Raw genomic sequence first — 16,925 nt, 5'->3', positions numbered from 1 at the left:
GATGAGTGGGATGTCAGCCGACCGGCTGTGGGTGCAGGGGCGTGAAGGAGGCCTTGGCGTCGAACCAACCGCTGTGCGGGTCGTCCTGGCTGCAGCTCCACGCGATGGCCGCGGATGGACTGCCGAGGTCATGGAAGGTGCTGCGGTAGAACAGGAGTGGGTCCTTCCCGTTCGACTCGGCGGCCACGATCTCGCCGATGAAGATGAGGTGGTCGCCGCCGTCGTACTCGCGCCACGGGGTGCAGGAGATGGTGGCGGCGGCGCCCACCAGGACCGGTGCCGTCGCGCCCTCCACCCACCGCGGTTCGGTACGTTGCGGTCGACCTGCGAAATGCATGGCGGTGTCGACCTGGTCGGCCGCGAGGATGTTCACCGCGAACGGTGCGCCCGAGAGGTATCCGCAGGCCTTGGACTTGCGGGTGAGCGTGATCTGACACAGCCTCGGTTCGAGCGAGACCGCGGTGAACGCGGTGACCGTCGCGCCGTGCGGCTGCCCGTCGGCGTTCCGGCAGGTGATCACCGTGACGCCGCTGGCGAACTGGCCGAAAATATTGCGGAGCTGATGCTGCTCCATGGATGGGACCTCCGTTTCCTGTGCGCCCCGGGCGAGCCGGTGCTACTGAGGTGAGGACGAAGGTAGGGAAGCCGGCAGCGGGCGTCGATCCGCTGAGCGCGGAGGCGATCCACATCGCGCACCGGATGAGACCTGGATCTCAATTTCGCCTGGCAGTGTCGCGGGACACGGTGTTCAATTGGCTGGTACCACCACGGCCGGGGGCGGGTTGGAGGTTTAACGAACAAATGTCCACGCCATCGCAGGTCATCCGACCGGAGGACTGGGATGAGGCCTCACACGCGGTCTCGGACGCATACTTTCCGCACACGCTCACGCCGCTGTCGCAGGACAGCGCGGCGGACATGCGCGTGCAGGGCGCCTGCCTCGGCCCGGTCCGCATCACCCGCATCACGTGGGGCGCCGACGTCTCGGTCCAGTCCGATCACCCCGGCGCCTACGGCGTGAACATCCCCCTCTCGGGCCGCCTGGAGTCCGTCACAGGGCGCAACGAGGTCGTCTCGACGAGCGGGCTGGCCACGATCTGCCCACCCGACACCTCGACGCGGATCACGAGGTGGAGCAGGACCTGCGAGATCATCGGGGTCCGGATCGACCGTGACCACCTCCAGCGGGAGATGGGCCGGATCCTCGCCCGGCCCGGTCACCGGCTGCCGCCGCAGGTCGACCTCACCACACCGGCCGGGGCGAGCTGGCTGCGATTCGTCGAATCCCTCTCCGATCAGCTGGCGGACGCCCGGGCCCTCCTCCACAACGACCTCGTCGCGCGACAGCTGTCGGGCGCCGTCACCACCGCCTTCGTGCTCGCCGCCGTGCCCGATGACCCGGCGGACGTCCGGGTCGCCCGGCCCCGGATCGTCAAACGGGTGCTCGACGAGCTGCACGGCGACCCCGCGCGGGCCTGGACGGCGGGCGACATGGCCGAGGTCGCCGGGGTCAGCGTCCGCAGGCTGCAGGAGGGTTTCCGGCAGTACGTCGGCGCCAGCCCCTCCGAGGTGCTGCTCGGCATCCGACTCGAGCGGGTGCACGACGCCCTGCTCGCCGCCACACCACACGACACCGTGACCGACATCGCCCTGCGGTGGGGCTTCACCCACACCGGCCGGTTCGCGGCGGCCTATCGGCGCCGGTACGGCGTCGCCCCATCCGAGTCACTGCGAGGTACCTGACACCGCTCGAGCGCCCTCAAGCAAAGGAGACCGCATGACCACCACCTTCACCCAGCTCGACCTGCTCAGGGAACTCGAACCGACGGTCGAGGCCAATCTCAACCGGCACCTGTCGATGACCAAGGAGTGGCATCCGCACGACTACGTGCCCTGGGACGAGGGCCGGAACTTCGCGGAGATGGGCGGCGTGGACTGGGACCCCGACCAGTCGCGGCTCTCCGAGCTGGCCAAGGCCGCCATGATCACGAACCTGCTGACCGAGGACAACCTGCCCTCGTACCACCGCGAGATCGCCGCCAGCTTCTCCCTCGACGGGGCGTGGGGCACCTGGGTGAACCGGTGGACCGCCGAGGAGAACCGGCACGGGATCGTCATGCGCGACTACCTGGTGGTCACCCGCGCCGTCGACCCGGTGCAGCTCGAGCGGTACCGGATGGAGCACCTGACGAACGGCCTCGACTCACCGTTGAACGCCGCCTTCCTGCCCTCGGCGGCATACGTGACCTTCCAGGAGCTCGCGACCCGGCTCTCGCACCGCAACACCGGCCACGCCTGCGCGGACGACGTCGCGGAGCGGATGCTCGACCGGATCGCGGCGGACGAGAACCTGCACATGGTCTTCTACCGATCCCTCGCGGGCGCCGCCCTCGACCTCGTCCCCGATGATGCCCTCGAGGCGATCACCGAGGTGCTGATCAACTTCCAGATGCCCGGCCTGTCCATGCCGGGCTTCCGTAGGAACGCGGTGCTCCTCGCCAAACACGGCATCTACGATCTGCGACAGCACCTCGACGAGGTCGTCATGCCCGTGCTCCGCATCTGGAACGTGTTCGAGCGCAACGACTTCACCGATGCGGGTGAGCGCGCACGAGATCGCCTCGCCGCCTACCTCGAGGACCTCCGGCGATCGGCCGAACGGTTCGAGGAGTCGCGGGACCGGATGCTCGCGCGCGAGGCTGCCCGCGCCGAATAGCGGGGACGCCCCGCTCCGCCGCGTCGAACCTGGTCAGCGAGCACGTCCGGCCCTATCGTGGTGGAACCGAAACCGGCGCAAATGAGGGGGCAGCAGGCGGATGCAGGGATCCACGGTGTGGCATTGGAACGTCAGCCTGCGGGCACGGCTGGTGTTCTGGTTCGCGAGAATCTTCATCAAACCGCTGTTCACGGTGTGGCCGACGTCCGACCGCGGCATCCGCGCACTCGCGAAGCTCGATGAATGGTCCGACCGCACGCCCGCCCCCAAGGGAGTGGACATCGAACCGATGACCCTCGGCGGGGTGCGGTGCGAGAAGGTCACCCATCCGCGGCGCGCCACCGACGCGTTGCAGGGCGCGACCATCCTGTATTTCCACGGCGGCGGCTTCGTCTTCTGCGGGCTGGCCACCCATCGCGGCGCATGCGGGGCGCTCGCGGCCCGCTCGGGCGTACCGGTGGTCTCGGTGGAGTACCGGCAGCTGCCTCACGGCGGCATCGGCACCTCCCTGTTCGACGCGATGGCGGCGTACACCGCGCTGCTGGAGACCTGTGAGGACCCGACGCGGATCATCGTCGCCGGCGATTCCGCGGGCGGCTACCTAGCGATGAAAGTCGCCGAGATCTGCGCGTTGCAGGACATCACGCCACCGGCCGCGGTCATCGGGTACTCGCCGCTGCTCAATCTCGACCTCGAGTCGCACGACCCCGCCTATATGAAGCGCGACGCCTACCTGCCGATGCGTCAGGTCCGAAAGCTCAAGGACCGCTGGCTCGCGGGGCCGGACCTCATCGTCGGGGCGCAGTCGCCGGTGCAGGCCGACCCGGCCCTGTTCCCGCCGATCTTCCTCGCCGCCGCCGAGTACGAGCTGATGCGTCCGGACGTCGAGATCATGACCGACCGGCTCGAGCGCGCGGGCCGGCCGGTGGAGACGCACCTGTGGAGCGGGCAGATCCACGCCTTCCCGGTGCTCGGCGTCGTGCTGGAGGAGAGCAAGACGCTGATCGCGCTCAGCATCGACTTCGCCCGGCGGAACGTGGCCTCGCGCGAGCGCCGTTCGGCCTAGTCCTGCTCGACGATCGTCTGAAAGGACGGCTGTTCCAACTACTTCAAAGGTCTCCGCTTGGTGCAGGTGCCGGTGCGTTCTGGTTCCTACGGCAGCTGCCAGAACGGCCCGGTGAGCCCGCACTCGTCGAGCAGTTGCTGGTTGTGCTCGCGGCTGTGCGGCTGAAAGTCCGGGTGCAGGCGGTCGCCGTACCACGGGCCGGCAAGTCGCCATACGGCCGTCGCGTCGGCGATGAAGCCACTGCCGGGAGCGTTGTCGACGGTCCACTGTTCGGCGTGGTCACGGTTGCAGAAAGTGCGGATCATCGTGCAGGTGCCGACGACGTCGTCCCACCACAGCGCGGCCGGCCGGGGGAACCGGACCACGAGCTCGGCCGGCGGTGCGGTCGCTGGGCCTGATACGAAACTGATCGCGGCACCACATTGTGGGCAGGCGGTGTCGATGCGGACCTCGAGGTTCAGGGCAGCGCTGATGCCGAAGGAGTCCCACGCGCATCCACCCCACCAGCGGCGATCGTCGTGCCCATCGGCCGGGGTTACCACGAACGCCATCGGCGCAGCGGTGAACGGGTGCGCCATGCGTACCGCATCCCGGTCGGGCGCCAGGACCAGCGCATGAGCCTCGGCCAGGTCGTCGAGGTTGTCCTGAACCGATTCGATGGTGCTCTGTGTCAGCCGAGCCAGCTCGGCGACCGACGGCGCGCGGCCTTGGGTCGCGAACGTCTCGTAGACGAGATCGCAAACTCTGCGCGACTGAGGCGTGTTCACTGCGATCCTCCGGCCCTGTGTCGTGGTGCGGACGGACGCTAGCCGTCGATGCGCTTGGCCCCGAGGTGGGTCTCCAGCAACTGGAGCGCCATCTCCTCCGGGTCGCGCCGGACCGACGGGTCGGCCGGCTCGGCGGCCTGCGCCATCATCTCTTCCTCGTCCTCCGGGGTGACCGACTCCGGCGTGGCGTACGTCGGGCCCGGATCGTCCGGGTAGTCGGGTTCCTCGGGCGGGGGGATGTCGTCGGCGGACGGGCCGGGCGCGGACTCGGTCCGCCGCGCCGGCGCGGGCGCGGCCTGCTCCTGGCTCGGACGCGAGAACCGCGGCGCGCCTGCCGGTTTCGCCGGCTGCTGACGGGCGGGCTGGGCTCGCGGGGGAGCATCGGACGGGGCGGCGGTGCCGACCTCGCAGTCGATCGCCCAGTCCACGCCGAACACCTCCCGCAGCGCGTCCCGGATCACCTCCGCGTTGCGCGGCTCCACCAGGCGCTTGGCCAGCGGCGCCGAGGCGTGGATGAGGATCAGGCGGTCGTTCTCCACCGCCCGGACCGTGGCACCGGAGAGCATCACCTCGACGGTGCGGCTGCGGTCGCGCACCTTCGCCCGGACCTCCGACCACACGGCGCGGACCGCGGCGGCATCGGGCTGACCGGCCGCGGCGGGCGCGGACGCCTGAGCGACCGGCTCGGGCTCGGCGGGCGCGGGCTCCACGACGGCCTGCGGTTCCGGTTCGCGCACCGGCACGGGCTCGTCCACGGGGGCCGCGACGGGTTCGGGCACAACCGGTTCCGGGACCGCCGCTTCCGAAGCGACCGGGTCCTCGACCACGGGGGCCGCGGCGACGACGGGCTCCGGTTCCCGGGCGGCGGGCACCGGTTCCGGGGCGACGACGGGCTCCGGCTCCCGGGCGGCGGGCACCGGTTCCGGGGCTGGGACAGGGGTCGGGTCGGCCACCGCGGCGGCGGGCTCGACGGGTTCCGGCGCAGCCTGCACCGGCGCACTGTGTTCTGCCGCAACAGCAGCGACGACCTCGGGCGCGACCGGCTCGGGCCGTACCGGCTCCGGGTGCCGCGCCTGCGCCGCCGCACGCTGCGACGGGCGCTGGTAGATCGGTTCGGGCTCCGGGGCACTCGGCCTCACCGTCTGCTCCGTCGGCGCGACCGCTCGCGCCGCGGCGGCCGGCTCCCCGGCGGGCGGACCCGCCGCCACGCGCCGCTCGAGCTGCTCCAACCGTTGCAGCACAGCCGATTCCGCATCCGACGCCGCCGGCAGCAGCATCCGGGCGCACATCACCTCGAGCAACAATCTGGGCGCGGTCGCCCCCCGCATCTCGCCCAACCCGGCATGCAGGACCTCGGCGTAACGGGCCAGGGTCGCGGGTCCGATGCGCGCGGCCTCCTCGCGCATCCGCTCGAGCACGTCTCCGGGGGCGTCGACCAGGCCCCGCTCCCCCGCGTCGGGCACCGCACGCATCAGGATCAGGTCGCGGATCCGCTCGAGGAGGTCGACCGCGAACCGCCGCGGATCGTGGCCCGCGTCCATCACCTTGTCCACGGTGCCGAAGAGCGCGGCGCCGTCACCGGCGGCGAGGGCATCGACCGCGTCGTCGATGAGCGCCACGTCGGTGACACCGAGCAGGGACAGCGCGCGCTGATAGGTGACGCCCTCGTCACCCGCGCCCGCCAGCAGCTGGTCGAGCACGCTGAGCGAATCGCGCGGCGACCCACCGCCCGCGCGGATCACCAGCGGATAGACGGGGGCCTCGACGGCGACGTCCTCCTGCGCGCAGATCTTCTCCAGCAGCCCACGCATCGTCGACGGCGCCAGCAGTCGGAACGGGTAGTGGTGGGTCCGCGACCGGATTGTCGGCAGCACCTTCTCCGGCTCGGTGGTCGCGAAGACGAAGATCAGGTGCTCCGGCGGCTCCTCGACGATCTTGAGCAGCGCGTTGAAGCCCGCGGTGGTGACCATGTGCGCCTCGTCCACGATGAAGATGCGGTATCGGGACTCCGCGGGCGCGTAGAACGCCCGATCGCGCAGCTCGCGGGTGTCGTCGACGCCACCGTGGCTGGCCGCGTCCAGCTCGATCACGTCGAGGTTGCCGGGGCCGCCGGGGGCGAGCGCCACGCACGACGGGCACACGCCGCACGGGGTGGAGGTCGGGCCCTCCACACAGTTCAGGGACCGGGCCAGAATCCGGGCGGATGACGTCTTACCGCAGCCGCGCGGGCCCGAGAACAGGTACGCATGGTTGATGCGTCCGGCGTCGAGGGCGGTGCTGAGGGGGTCGGTGACGTGCTCCTGCCCCACCACCTCGGCGAAGGTTGCCGGTCGGTATTTCCGGTAGAGGGCCACGCGGAGAGGGTACCGGCGAGGGGCGACACCGCGTCGACGGACCGCCGTCCCCGCGCAACCCGAGCCCCGATCCGCACCGGCGTGGCCGCACCGGCGAGCGGATTCCGAAACACAGCCGCAACACATTGGCAGCGCCGGCGAAACCGGAACCGACCATCGTCACCTCTCGCGTGCGGCCGAGGCCCGCGCGCGTGAGGAGAAACCGACGTGCCCGAGACAATCGACGCCGGAGCCACCGCATGGCTGCTGGTGAGCACCGCCCTGGTCCTACTGATGACGCCGGGGCTGGCCCTGTTCTACGGCGGCATGGTCCGCTCCAAGGGCGTGCTCAACATGATCATGATGAGTTTCGTCTCGATTGCCCTGGTCACCGTGGTCTGGCTGGTCGTCGGCTACAGCCTCGCCTTCGGTGACGACATCGGCGGCGGCCTGCTCGGCGGACTCGAGCACCTGGGCATGGCGGACATCACCCCGGACACCGTGCGCAGCGGCGTCCCCGAGTTCCTGTTCGCCACCTTCCAGCTGACGTTCGCGATCCTCACAGCCGCGTTGATCAGCGGTGCGATCGCGGACCGCACCAAGTTCTCGGCGTGGACGGTGTTCGTCCCGGTGTGGGCGCTGGCCGTGTACGCCCCGGTGGCCCACTGGGTGTGGGGCCCGGACGGCTGGATCGCGCAGCTGGGCGCCCTCGACTACGCGGGCGGCCTGGTCGTCGAGATCGTCTCCGGCGCGTCCGGACTGGCGTTGGCCCTGGTCCTCGGCCCGCGGATCGGCTTCCGCTCCGAGCCCATGCGCCCGCACAACCTGCCGCTGGTGCTGCTCGGCGTCGGCCTGCTGTGGTTCGGTTGGTTCGGGTTCAACGCCGGGTCCGCACTGGCCGCGAACGGCACCGCCGCGGCCGTCTTCCTCAACACCCTGGTCGCGGGCTGCGCAGGCATGCTCGGCTGGCTGCTGGTCGAGCAGAAGCGCGACGGGCATCCCACCACCTTCGGCGCGGCCTCTGGCGTGGTGGCCGGCCTGGTCGCGATCACCCCGTCCTGCGGCTGGGTGACGGTCCTCGGGGCCGCGGTGGTCGGCACCCTCGCGGGCGTCGTGTGCTCGTTCGCGGTGGGCCTGAAGTTCCGGTTCGGCTACGACGACTCGCTCGATGTGGTCGGCGTGCACCTGATCGGCGGCATCGTCGGCACGATCCTGATCGGCCTGCTCGCCGCCGAGGTGATGACCGGCGGGGCCGAGGGACTGCTGTACGGCGGCGGCCTCGCCCAGCTGGGCAAGCAGACGCTGGCGATCGTCGTGGTCGGGCTCTACGCCTTCGGCGTCACGTACGCGCTCGGCAAAGCCATCGACCGCTGGATGGGCTTCCGAGTCAGCAGCGAGGACGAGATCGCGGGCGTCGACCTCGCGTTGCACGCCGAGTCCGCCTACGAGCACGCGGTCCTCGCCCACGGCGGTCCGGCAGGCCCGCCGCACGGGTTGTTCGCCCGCGACCACGACGAGCAGCGTCCGCGGCCCGCCGAACGCGACCCGGACGACGTCGCGGACTGACGCCGACCAGGGGTCGGGTTCGGATACGATCCCGGGCAGTCCGGGCGGTCCGGATCGCAAGTCCCCCCACCGACGCCGACTACTCCCCCCTCGGGACAGGGTCGTCGCGCCCGGACCAGGAAACGGCGATGACCACCACCCTCACCCCGGCCGAACCCATCCCCGCGGAAGCCCCACACACCACGGGCTTCGCCGACCGCGTGCGACGCTACGGCCGGTCCCTCGATCCCGTCGGCCTCGCCGTCGCGTTGCTCTTCTTCTGCTGGTCACTGACGCCCTCCCTGCTGCCGCGCGTGTGGTACCTGCAGGGGGTGGCCACCGGCATCAGCATCGCGACGGGCTACGGGATCGGCGCTCTCGCGGCCTGGCTGGTGCGCAAATGCGGTATCTCGCCGCGATACTCCGAGCGAACCAAACGGATCGGCCGATGGATCCTGCTCGGGTTCGCGGCGGTCCTCGTCCCCACCTTCGCGATCCTCGGCGCGCAATCACAGCAGGTGGTGCGCGGTCTCGTCGGCGTCGAGGAGGAGCACGAGGCGAACTACCTTCTGGTGCTGTTGATCTCACTCGGCATCGCGGCGCTGCTCCTCTGGATCGCCCGCGCCTCCAGGAGCGCGACCAACCGGATGGCGGCAATCGGCCGCCGCTACGTGCCGGCGCCGGTGGCCAGGGTCGCGAGCCTGGTGGTCGTGATCACTCTCGGCCTGATGATCGTCAACGGCATTGTGTACCAGGGGCTCATCGGCCTCGCGAACCGGTCGGCGGCCGCATCCGATCACGGCACCGCCGACAACGTGATCCGACCCGAGATGCCCGAACGCTCGGGTTCTCCGGCGTCCGCCGAGCCGTGGGAGAGCCTCGGGCGCGAGGGCCGCACCTTTGTCGCGGGCGGTCCGAGCGCAGATCAGATCACCGCGGCCACCGGTCGGCCGGCGCTGACGCCGATCAGGGTGTACGTGGGACGCGAGTCCGCGGAGTCGATCTCGGACGCGGCGGATCAGGTGGTCGCGGAACTGGTGCGGACCGGCGCATTCGACCGCGCGGTGCTGGCCGTCGCCACCGGCACCGGCCGCGGCTGGGTCAATGCCTCGGTGGCAGGCGCGCTCGAGTACACGGCAAACGGCGACTCCGCGATCGCGTCCATGCAGTACTCCTTCCTGCCCAGTGCGTTGTCGTTCATCGCGGACCGGGAGTCACCCAAGGAGGCGGGCAGGGCGCTGTTCGAGGCCGTCTACGCGGAGTGGGAGACGCGCCCGGCCGAGAGCCGCCCGAGGTTGCTGGTGTTCGGCGAGAGCCTGGGGTCGTTCGGCGGCCAGTCCGCCTTCGCGGGCGCCCAGGACATGCTCGCCCGGACCGACGGCGCGCTCTGGGTGGGCACGCCGAACTTCTCTCCGCAGTGGTCGGGCATCACGCAGGGTCGCGATCCCGGTTCACCCGAACGACTTCCGGTGATCGATGACGGAGCGAACGTCCGGTTCGCCTCGGCCGCGCAGGATCTCGAGCTCGACGGTCAGTGGGGCACGCCCCGGATCGTCTACTGGCAGCACGCGAGCGATCCGATCACCTGGTGGTCGTTCGACCTGCTGCTGAACCGGCCGGACTGGCTGCGCGAGCCGCTGGGCCCGGACGTCGATCCCGATATGCGCTGGATCCCGTTCGTCACGTTCTGGCAGGTGACCATGGACATGGTCTTCTCTGCGGACGTGCCGGATGGGCACGGGCACACCTTCCAAGCCGACGCAGCGGACATCTGGGCGGCCATTCTTCAGCCCGAGGGCTGGACGGCCGCGGACACCGAGCAGGTGCGCGCCGCCCTCGCCGGGTGAGCGTGCCGGTCTTTCCCCATCAGCTGGCGGGATCGTAGTGGAACGCGCGCACCTCCTGCGCGCACCGGCAGGCAACTGCGAGCTTCGCGGCCCATTCCAGTGCCGCCTCCCGGGAGGGCAACTCCAGTACCGCGTACCCGCCTTCGAGCTGCTTCGTCTGCGGGTACGTGCCCTCGGTCACCGTGCCATCCCCATCGACCAGGACAGGCGGAACGCTCTCGTCGATGCCACCGCCGAACACCCAGACGCCGGCGGCCTTCGCCTCCTCCACCACCGCGTGCGACGCATCCGACGCTGCCTGCAGATCCTCGTCGGGAAAGTCCATGGCGCCACTCGGGAACGAGATCAGGTACTTCGTCATCGCGTCGACTCCTTCTTCCGGCTTCAGGGATCGGACCCATCCTCGCCGACGCGGGCATCAAGCACTTGGGAACATGCCCTAGGGGTGCATGGTGATGGTGTAGCCGGCGTTCAGGTTCGGGAAGCCGGTGTCCATGGTGCTCGCGATTCCGTAGTACACGCCGTCGCGACCGGTCATCCGGGTCCCGTCGAGGCTCGCGTCACCCTGGTAGTTGTTCGCCATGAACACGGCCTGGGCGTCGCCCGGCAACCCGTACGTGACGTCGACACCGATCCCCCGCGGATCGTTGTTCGTCGCGGTGACGATCTCCGAGCTCCACGGCGCGAGAACCGCCCGGGGCCCCTGGATCCACTCACCGTACGGATTGTCCGAGCCCCGCAGCACCATCGGCTGACCGGTGTTGTTGGTGATCGTCATCGCGATCGTCGGACCGGTCGTGGGCAGCGTCCCGGCGGACGCCGCCGCGCCGGTGAAGCCGAGCGTCGTGCCGGCCAGGGTCAGCGCGAGGGCGGGCAGGGCGACGATGCGGGCGAGGCGACGGCGGCGGATTGTGGCGATGCTCATGATGAATGATCCTGTCCGGGTGGTAGTTCGACGTTGCGAGCCGGTGATTCCGACGTCTGTGACAACTATCGCCCCATTCCGGGACACGGTCTGTCCCCCGACCAGGCCACCCTCGGGCTGATTCTCGTGTCCCCCAACCGGGGGACACGAGAACGGCCCCGGACCAACGGGTCAGGCGCCCAGCTTGGACTTCAGCCTGGCGATGATGTCGGCATCGAGGCCGAGTCCCTCGGTCAGATAGTTGTCCACGGTCCCGTACTCGGCGTCGAGCGCGGCGAAACCTGCCTCGAGGTAGCTCTTCTCGACACCCATCATGGGCGCGTACCACGCGGCGCGTTCCGCGCCCACCGCCGCGAGGAGCTTCTCGTTCTTCTTCTTGATCGTCTCCGCGGAGTACTCGTTGGTGAGCATGTAATCCTGCATGATTGTTGCGCGGTCGGCGCCGGCGATGCCCTGCAGGATGGCCGCCGCCCAGCCGGTGCGATCCTTTCCGGAATTGCAGTGGAACAGCACCGGGCCCGGCGTGTTGGCCAGTTCGGTGAACAGCTGCGCGAACGCGCCACGCTCGTGCTCGTTGCCGACGAAGCCGCGGTTCATCGACTCCATGAAGGCCCTGGCGTCCGCGGCGGAACGGATGGACTGGGCGCCCTCGGTCTCGAGGTCGCGGCCGAAAATGTCGATATTCGTGTAGCGGGCGCCTGCCGGCAGGATGTCCGGGTCCTCGGCGACTGCGTCCGGTGTGCGCAGGTCGTAGACCGCGCTCAGACCCAGGGCGGCCAGGGTCGCGAGGTCGGCCTCGTTTGGGCGCAGCACGTTCGACCGGTAGACCACGCCCTTGTTCATGTGCTTGCCACCTGACAGCGAGTATCCGCTCCCGACGCCCGCCACGTCGCGGAAGTTGTCGACGGAGGCCAAGCGAGGCGCGTCGGCCACCACCTCGTCCGAGCTACCGAAGCCGCTCGACCCGAATGCCGATGATCCGAGATCAGGGAGCGCAAATGGAACGGCCTGCGCCGGGCCGAAGCCGGCCAGGACGACACCACTGGTGACCGCGATCGCGGCGGCGAAGCGGACACAGGACCGCTTAGAGTTTCGAATTACCGTCGACTGCAAGGGATTACCTTCCGTAGGCGTGTAGGTGCTCGCGCACTGTCGCAAAGCTAGCGAGCCGCCGATCCCCTACTGTCCAACTTCTCCCGCTGACCGGGAGGCTTCCCGAAACCGCTGTCGCCAAAGCCAGATCAACTCGGGTCAGGCGAAAATCGTTGCAGAATATATCGATTCGCGCGCTAACGGTCAGAAGGCACGGACAGCGCAGGGAACCAGATGTCGGTGAGCACCTCGGCGGCCTGCTCACGGGACACGTCGATCGTTCCCTGCAGGGCCCACCGGGTGAAGAACCGTTCGAGCTGCGCCACCAGGAGCTCGACGCGCAGTCGCGCCTCGTCGTGCCGCCCCTCGGGCCAGCGCGCCAGGTACTTGGTCATCGCGTTGGGCAGCGCGAGGATTCCGTCCCGCGAGGTGTCCCGGAACTCGGGCTCGAGCGCGACCGCCTCGTCCCACGCGGGCAGCATCTCCTTGTATTCGTCGAACCAGGCAATGGCGCGGTTGATCCAGGCCGTGAACTCGGCGCGCGAGCGGGTGTCGAGCACCCGGTCCAGGTCCTGATAGAACGCCAGCGCGCTCGGCGCCATCTTGTCGGAGCTGATCGCCCGCAGGATCTCGACCTTGCTGGGGAAGTGCAGGTAGAAGGTCGCCCGGCTGCAGCCGACCGAGGAAGCGATGTCGTCGACGGTGACCGCCGCATAGCCCTGCGAGGCGAAGAGTTCGCGGGCCGACTCCAGCAGCTTGGCACGGGTCGCCCGCTTCTGCTCGTCACGCAGCGTGCCACGCCTGCCCTTGACCTCACCCGTTTCCGTAGCCACGTCCCCCACCATCGTGCACATCCCCCTTTCCGGGCAAATCATCCTGTTACTGAGCATACCTTCCGTCATTCACTTGACAGAGTGTCAGTCAAGTTGGAGTATGGCGCAGGTCACTTCAGCGAGCGTCGATGGTGTCGATCACGCCGCCGTCCGCCGACGACTGATCGACCCACACACCGCACAGAAAGCGAGCGTCATGAGCTCCACGAACCTGCCGAATGTCTGCATCATCGGCGCCGGCCCGTCCGGGATCACCACCGCCAAACGCCTGAAGGACTACGGCATCCCGTACGACTGCTTCGAGGCTTCCGACGAGGTCGGCGGCAACTGGTACTACAAGAACCCCAACGGGATGTCGGCCTGCTACCAGAGCCTGCACATCGACACCTCGAAGTGGCGGCTGGCCTTCGAGGACTTCCCGGTTCCCGCCGAGTGGCCCGACTTCCCGCACCACTCGCAGTTGTTCCAGTACTTCAAGGACTACGTCGACCATTTCGGTCTGCGGGAGACGATCACGTTCAACACCTCCGTCGAACACGCGGAGCGCGACGCCGACGGGCTGTGGACCGTCACGCTGTCCAACGGCGAGGCGCGCACCTACGACGCGCTGATCGTGTGCAACGGCCACCACTGGGATCCGCGGACCCCTGACTACCCCGGCGAGTTCGACGGCACGCTCATCCACAGCCACGCATACAACGACCCGTTCGACCCGATCGACATGCGCGGCAAGAATGTCGTGGTGGTCGGGATGGGCAACTCCGGCCTCGACATCGCCTCCGAGCTCTCGCAGCGCTTCCTGGCCAAGACACTGACCGTCTCCGCCCGTCGCGGGGTCTGGGTGCTGCCGAAGTACCTCAGGGGCACGGCAGGCGACAAGATGTCGATGCCCGCCTGGATACCGCGCCCGATCTCCCTGGCGCTCAAGCGGCGCTTCCTGAACAAGAACCTCGGCTCCATGGAGGGCTACGGCCTGCCCAAGCCCGACCACCTGCCCTTCGAGGCGCACCCGTCCGCGAGCGGCGAGTTCCTCGGCAAGGCGGGCTCGGGAGACATCGCGTTCAAGCCGGCCATCGCTGCGCTGGAGGGCAAGCAGGTGCGCTTCACCGACGGCAGCACCCTTGACGTCGACGTGATCGTCTGCGCCACCGGCTACCACATCAGCTTCCCTTTCTTCTCGGATCCGAACCTGTTGCCCGACAGCGAGAACCGCTTCCCGCTGTTCAAGCGAATGATGAAGCCCGACATCGACAACCTGTTCTTCATGGGCCTCGCGCAGCCGATGCCGACCCTGGTCAACTTCGCCGAGCAGCAGAGCAAGCTCGTCGCCGCTTACCTCGCGGGCAAGTACCTGCCGCCTGCCCCCAGCGAGATGGGCGCCGTCCTCGCCGCCGACGAGGAGTACTACCTCAAGCCGTACTACAAGTCGCCGAGGCACACCATCCAGTGCGAGTTCGATCCCTACGTACGCAACCTGAAGAAGGAAATCGTCAACGGCGGCAAGCGCGCCCAGGCCACGGGCAACGCGTTGCCCGTGCCGGCCCTCGCCATGCAGAACGCGTGAGGGAGGAGATCGACATGGCACTGACACAGGGATTCTGCGCGGAGGGCTTCGAGCCGGTCCGCGATGCACTCGAACAGCAGCTCGCGTCGGGCGAGGAACTCGGCGCATCCATCTGCGTGACCGTCGACGGTGCACCCGTCGTCGACGTCTGGGGCGGCTACGCCGACCAGGAGCGGACCACGCCGTGGGCCGAGGACACCATCGTCAACGTCTTCTCGATCACCAAGACGATGACGGCGCTCAGCGCGCTGCTGCTCGTCGATCGCGGCGAACTAGACGTGTACCAGAAGGTCTCGCACTACTGGCCCGAGTTCGCGGCAAACGGCAAGGAGGACATCGAGGTTCGGCATCTGCTCTCACACACCTCCGGGGTGTCCGGCTGGGAGCGGCCGATCGAACTCGAAGACATCTACGACACCGAGGCCGCCAGCGCCCGGCTGGCCACGCAGGCGCCCTGGTGGGAGCCGGGCACCGCGTCGGGTTACCAGGCACTGAACTACGGACACCTCGTCGGCGAGGTGATCCGGCGAGTGGACGGCCGCAGCCTGGGCCGCTTCTTCGCCGAGGAGCTGGCGGGACCGCTGGGTGCCGACTTCCACATCGGTACCGGCCCCGAGCATTTCGGCCGAATCGCTCCGATGGTCCCCGCGCCGGACCTCAACTTCGACATGTCCACGCTCGATCAGGACAGCATCCTGGTCAAGACGGTGACCTGCCCGTGGCTCGACATGGAGAAGGTCAACACCGCCGACTGGCGGCAGGCGGAGCTCGGCGCCATGAACGGTCACGGCAACGCGCGCTCGGTCGCCCGCCTGCAGTCGCTGGTCTCCTGCGGCGGCGAACTGGACGGCACGCGCCTGCTCTCCCAGGCCACCATCGACCTGATCTTCGAGCAGCAGGCCGACGGCATCGACCTGGGCATCCTCACCCCGCTGCGGTTCGGCATCGGTTACGGCCTCCCCCACCCGGACACCGCCCCGCTGGTGCGCGACGGCCGGGTGTGCTGGTGGGCCGGGTTCGGCGGCTCCATGCTCGTCAACGACCTGGACAACCGGGTCACCTTCGCCTACACCATGAACAAGATGGCGCCCGGACTGATCGGCTCCGACCGCTCCGACGCCTACCTGCACGCCACCAACGAGGCCGTTCGATCGGCGCGAAGCGAGGTCTCCCTGTGAAGGCTCTACAGCTCACCGATCCGGGTGTCATCGAGATCCGGGAGGTCCCCGTGCCGGAGATCGGCCCGTCCGACCTGTTGATCCGCGTCGGCGCGGCCGGCATCTGCCACTCCGACCTGCACCTGCTGCACTTCCCGGTGAAGATGCGGGAGGAACCGCTCACCCTCGGGCACGAGATCGCGGGCACCATCGAGGCCGTCGGCAGCGACGTCGACGTCCGACAGGTCGGCGAGCGCGGGATCGTCTACCTGTGCTGGTCGTGCGGCGTCTGCCGGGAGTGCATCAGCGGCAACGAGAACGTCTGCCTGGCGGCGGGCCGGACCGCCATGCCGCCGTGCCCCGGGCTCGGCCCGGACGGCGGCATGGCCGAGTACGTCCGGATCCCGGCCCGGTCGTTCGTCCCCATCGGCGACCTGGACTTCCTCCAGGCGGCTCCGATGGCCGACGCCGCACTGACCAGCTACCACGCCATCCGGGGCGCCAGGGAGCACCTGCGTCCCGGCTCGACCGCCGTGGTGATCGGCGTCGGCGGCCTCGGGCACGTCGCCGTGCAGGTCCTGCGCGCGCTCAGCGCGACCCGGATCGTCGCGGTGGACCTCGGCCAGGACCAGCTGGACCTGGCGAAGCGCTGCGGTGCCGACATCACCCTCGAATCCGGTCCCGACACCGCACGCCAGATCCTCGAGCTGACCGGCGGCCGAGGCGCGGAAGCGGTGTTCGACTTCGTCGGTGTCGGCCCCACCGCCCAGATGGCGGTCGAGTCCGTGGCACCCAACGGCGCGTACCGGATGGTCGGGCTCGGCGGCGGTGTCCCCGGCGTGACGGCCGACCCGGCAGGTGGCCCCGGCTGGCCGTGGGGCGCATCGGTACGGAAGTCCTACGGCGGCACCAGAAGTGACCTCGTCGACTCGATCGCACTCGCCCAGGCCGGGCGACTGACCGTCGAGGTGGACCGGTTCGACCTCGCCGACGCCCGCGAGGCGTTCGACCGTCTCGAAGCGGGCAAGATCCGCGGACGAGCGGTGCTGGTTCCGTGACCGGGTACGACACGATCCGAAA

Annotated in this window: 15 protein-coding genes; 8 read left to right on the top strand and 7 right to left on the bottom strand. The window is 69.3% G+C overall.

Annotated features, from left to right (window positions below; genetic code table 11):
• Positions 1-13: 13 nt before the first annotated feature.
• A complete protein-coding gene (locus ACFQS9_RS24730; RefSeq protein ID WP_378409198.1) occupies positions 14-574 on the bottom strand; it encodes a flavin reductase family protein in 561 nt (186 codons plus the stop codon).
• Between the two features lie 227 nt (positions 575-801).
• Between ACFQS9_RS24730 and ACFQS9_RS24725 the strand changes: the two genes are divergently transcribed.
• The 3 genes from ACFQS9_RS24725 to ACFQS9_RS24715 all read left to right on the top strand — a co-directional run bounded on the left by ACFQS9_RS24725 (position 802) and on the right by ACFQS9_RS24715 (position 3,782).
• Complete coding sequence (locus tag ACFQS9_RS24725) at positions 802-1,743, top strand: AraC family transcriptional regulator (RefSeq protein ID WP_378409197.1); 942 nt, start codon at positions 802-804, stop codon at positions 1,741-1,743.
• Positions 1,744-1,777: 34 nt separating this feature from the next.
• Positions 1,778-2,716 carry an acyl-ACP desaturase gene (locus ACFQS9_RS24720; protein WP_378409196.1) on the top strand — a complete coding sequence of 313 codons (939 nt, stop codon included), beginning with the start codon at positions 1,778-1,780 and terminating at the stop codon, positions 2,714-2,716.
• A 100-nt stretch (positions 2,717-2,816) separates the two neighbouring features.
• A complete protein-coding gene (locus ACFQS9_RS24715) occupies positions 2,817-3,782 on the top strand; it encodes an alpha/beta hydrolase (RefSeq protein ID WP_378409195.1) in 966 nt (321 codons plus the stop codon).
• An 86-nt stretch (positions 3,783-3,868) separates the two neighbouring features.
• Here the strand turns inward: ACFQS9_RS24715 and ACFQS9_RS24710 are convergent, their stop codons facing one another.
• Complete coding sequence (locus ACFQS9_RS24710; protein ID WP_378409194.1) at positions 3,869-4,549, bottom strand: alkylmercury lyase family protein; 681 nt, start codon at positions 4,547-4,549, stop codon at positions 3,869-3,871.
• Positions 4,550-4,587: 38 nt separating this feature from the next.
• Complete coding sequence (locus tag ACFQS9_RS24705; protein ID WP_378409193.1) at positions 4,588-6,903, bottom strand: DNA polymerase III subunit gamma and tau; 2,316 nt, start codon at positions 6,901-6,903, stop codon at positions 4,588-4,590.
• 207 nt (positions 6,904-7,110) lie between these two features.
• On the opposite strand from ACFQS9_RS24705, the gene ACFQS9_RS24700 reads away from it, so the two are divergent.
• Both ACFQS9_RS24700 and ACFQS9_RS24695 read left to right on the top strand, forming a co-directional pair.
• A complete protein-coding gene (locus ACFQS9_RS24700) occupies positions 7,111-8,448 on the top strand; it encodes an ammonium transporter (RefSeq protein ID WP_378409192.1) in 1,338 nt (445 codons plus the stop codon).
• Positions 8,449-8,576: 128 nt separating this feature from the next.
• Positions 8,577-10,274: an alpha/beta hydrolase gene (locus ACFQS9_RS24695; protein ID WP_378409191.1), complete on the top strand. Its 1,698-nt coding sequence runs from the start codon at positions 8,577-8,579 to the stop codon at positions 10,272-10,274.
• Between the two features lie 19 nt (positions 10,275-10,293).
• On the opposite strand, the gene ACFQS9_RS24690 is transcribed toward ACFQS9_RS24695, so the two are convergent.
• The 4 genes from ACFQS9_RS24690 to ACFQS9_RS24675 form a co-directional block, all read right to left on the bottom strand.
• On the bottom strand, positions 10,294-10,635 hold the full coding sequence (locus ACFQS9_RS24690; RefSeq protein ID WP_378409190.1) for a YciI family protein: 342 nt from the start codon (positions 10,633-10,635) through the stop codon (positions 10,294-10,296).
• A gap of 78 nt (positions 10,636-10,713) precedes the next feature.
• A complete protein-coding gene (locus ACFQS9_RS24685) occupies positions 10,714-11,199 on the bottom strand; it encodes a hypothetical protein (RefSeq protein ID WP_378409189.1) in 486 nt (161 codons plus the stop codon).
• A 171-nt stretch (positions 11,200-11,370) separates the two neighbouring features.
• Entirely contained in the window at positions 11,371-12,312 is a 942-nt protein-coding gene (locus ACFQS9_RS24680) for a tyrosine-protein phosphatase (RefSeq protein ID WP_378409188.1), read from the bottom strand.
• A 176-nt stretch (positions 12,313-12,488) separates the two neighbouring features.
• The gene (locus tag ACFQS9_RS24675; protein ID WP_378409488.1) at positions 12,489-13,133 is read right to left on the bottom strand and encodes a TetR/AcrR family transcriptional regulator; all 645 of its coding nucleotides are present in this window, start codon (positions 13,131-13,133) and stop codon (positions 12,489-12,491) included.
• Positions 13,134-13,320: 187 nt separating this feature from the next.
• On the opposite strand from ACFQS9_RS24675, the gene ACFQS9_RS24670 reads away from it, so the two are divergent.
• From ACFQS9_RS24670 to ACFQS9_RS24660, 3 genes are read left to right on the top strand one after another with little or no spacing between them, the layout of a single operon-like run.
• Entirely contained in the window at positions 13,321-14,688 is a 1,368-nt protein-coding gene (locus ACFQS9_RS24670; protein WP_378409187.1) for a flavin-containing monooxygenase, read from the top strand.
• A 14-nt stretch (positions 14,689-14,702) separates the two neighbouring features.
• Entirely contained in the window at positions 14,703-15,866 is a 1,164-nt protein-coding gene (locus ACFQS9_RS24665) for a serine hydrolase domain-containing protein (RefSeq protein ID WP_378409186.1), read from the top strand.
• The gene (locus ACFQS9_RS24660; RefSeq protein ID WP_378409185.1) at positions 15,863-16,903 is read left to right on the top strand and encodes an NAD(P)-dependent alcohol dehydrogenase; all 1,041 of its coding nucleotides are present in this window, start codon (positions 15,863-15,865) and stop codon (positions 16,901-16,903) included. The genes ACFQS9_RS24665 and ACFQS9_RS24660 overlap by 4 nt, the downstream gene beginning before the upstream one ends.
• Positions 16,904-16,925 lie beyond the last annotated feature (22 nt).

The sequence above is a fragment of the Rhodococcus daqingensis genome, from assembly GCF_042665615.1.
Classification (GTDB): domain Bacteria; phylum Actinomycetota; class Actinomycetes; order Mycobacteriales; family Mycobacteriaceae; genus Rhodococcus_G; species Rhodococcus_G daqingensis.
Note: the sequence above shows the minus strand (reverse complement) of the source record. Positions and strands in the feature narration are given on the sequence as shown.

What these genes read in the sequence shown, in the direction of transcription:
- ACFQS9_RS24725 (WP_378409197.1), top strand. Translation starts at nt 802, where the DNA reads ATGTCCACGCCATCGCAGGTCATCCGACCGGAGGACTGGGATGAGGCC.
- ACFQS9_RS24715 (WP_378409195.1), top strand. Translation starts at nt 2,817, where the DNA reads ATGCAGGGATCCACGGTGTGGCATTGGAACGTCAGCCTGCGGGCACGG.
- ACFQS9_RS24720 (WP_378409196.1), top strand. Translation starts at nt 1,778, where the DNA reads ATGACCACCACCTTCACCCAGCTCGACCTGCTCAGGGAACTCGAACCG.
- ACFQS9_RS24685 (WP_378409189.1), bottom strand. Translation starts at nt 11,199, where the DNA reads ATGAGCATCGCCACAATCCGCCGCCGTCGCCTCGCCCGCATCGTCGCC.
- ACFQS9_RS24730 (WP_378409198.1), bottom strand. Translation starts at nt 574, where the DNA reads ATGGAGCAGCATCAGCTCCGCAATATTTTCGGCCAGTTCGCCAGCGGC.
- ACFQS9_RS24665 (WP_378409186.1), top strand. Translation starts at nt 14,703, where the DNA reads ATGGCACTGACACAGGGATTCTGCGCGGAGGGCTTCGAGCCGGTCCGC.
- ACFQS9_RS24695 (WP_378409191.1), top strand. Translation starts at nt 8,577, where the DNA reads ATGACCACCACCCTCACCCCGGCCGAACCCATCCCCGCGGAAGCCCCA.
- ACFQS9_RS24670 (WP_378409187.1), top strand. Translation starts at nt 13,321, where the DNA reads ATGAGCTCCACGAACCTGCCGAATGTCTGCATCATCGGCGCCGGCCCG.
- ACFQS9_RS24690 (WP_378409190.1), bottom strand. Translation starts at nt 10,635, where the DNA reads ATGACGAAGTACCTGATCTCGTTCCCGAGTGGCGCCATGGACTTTCCC.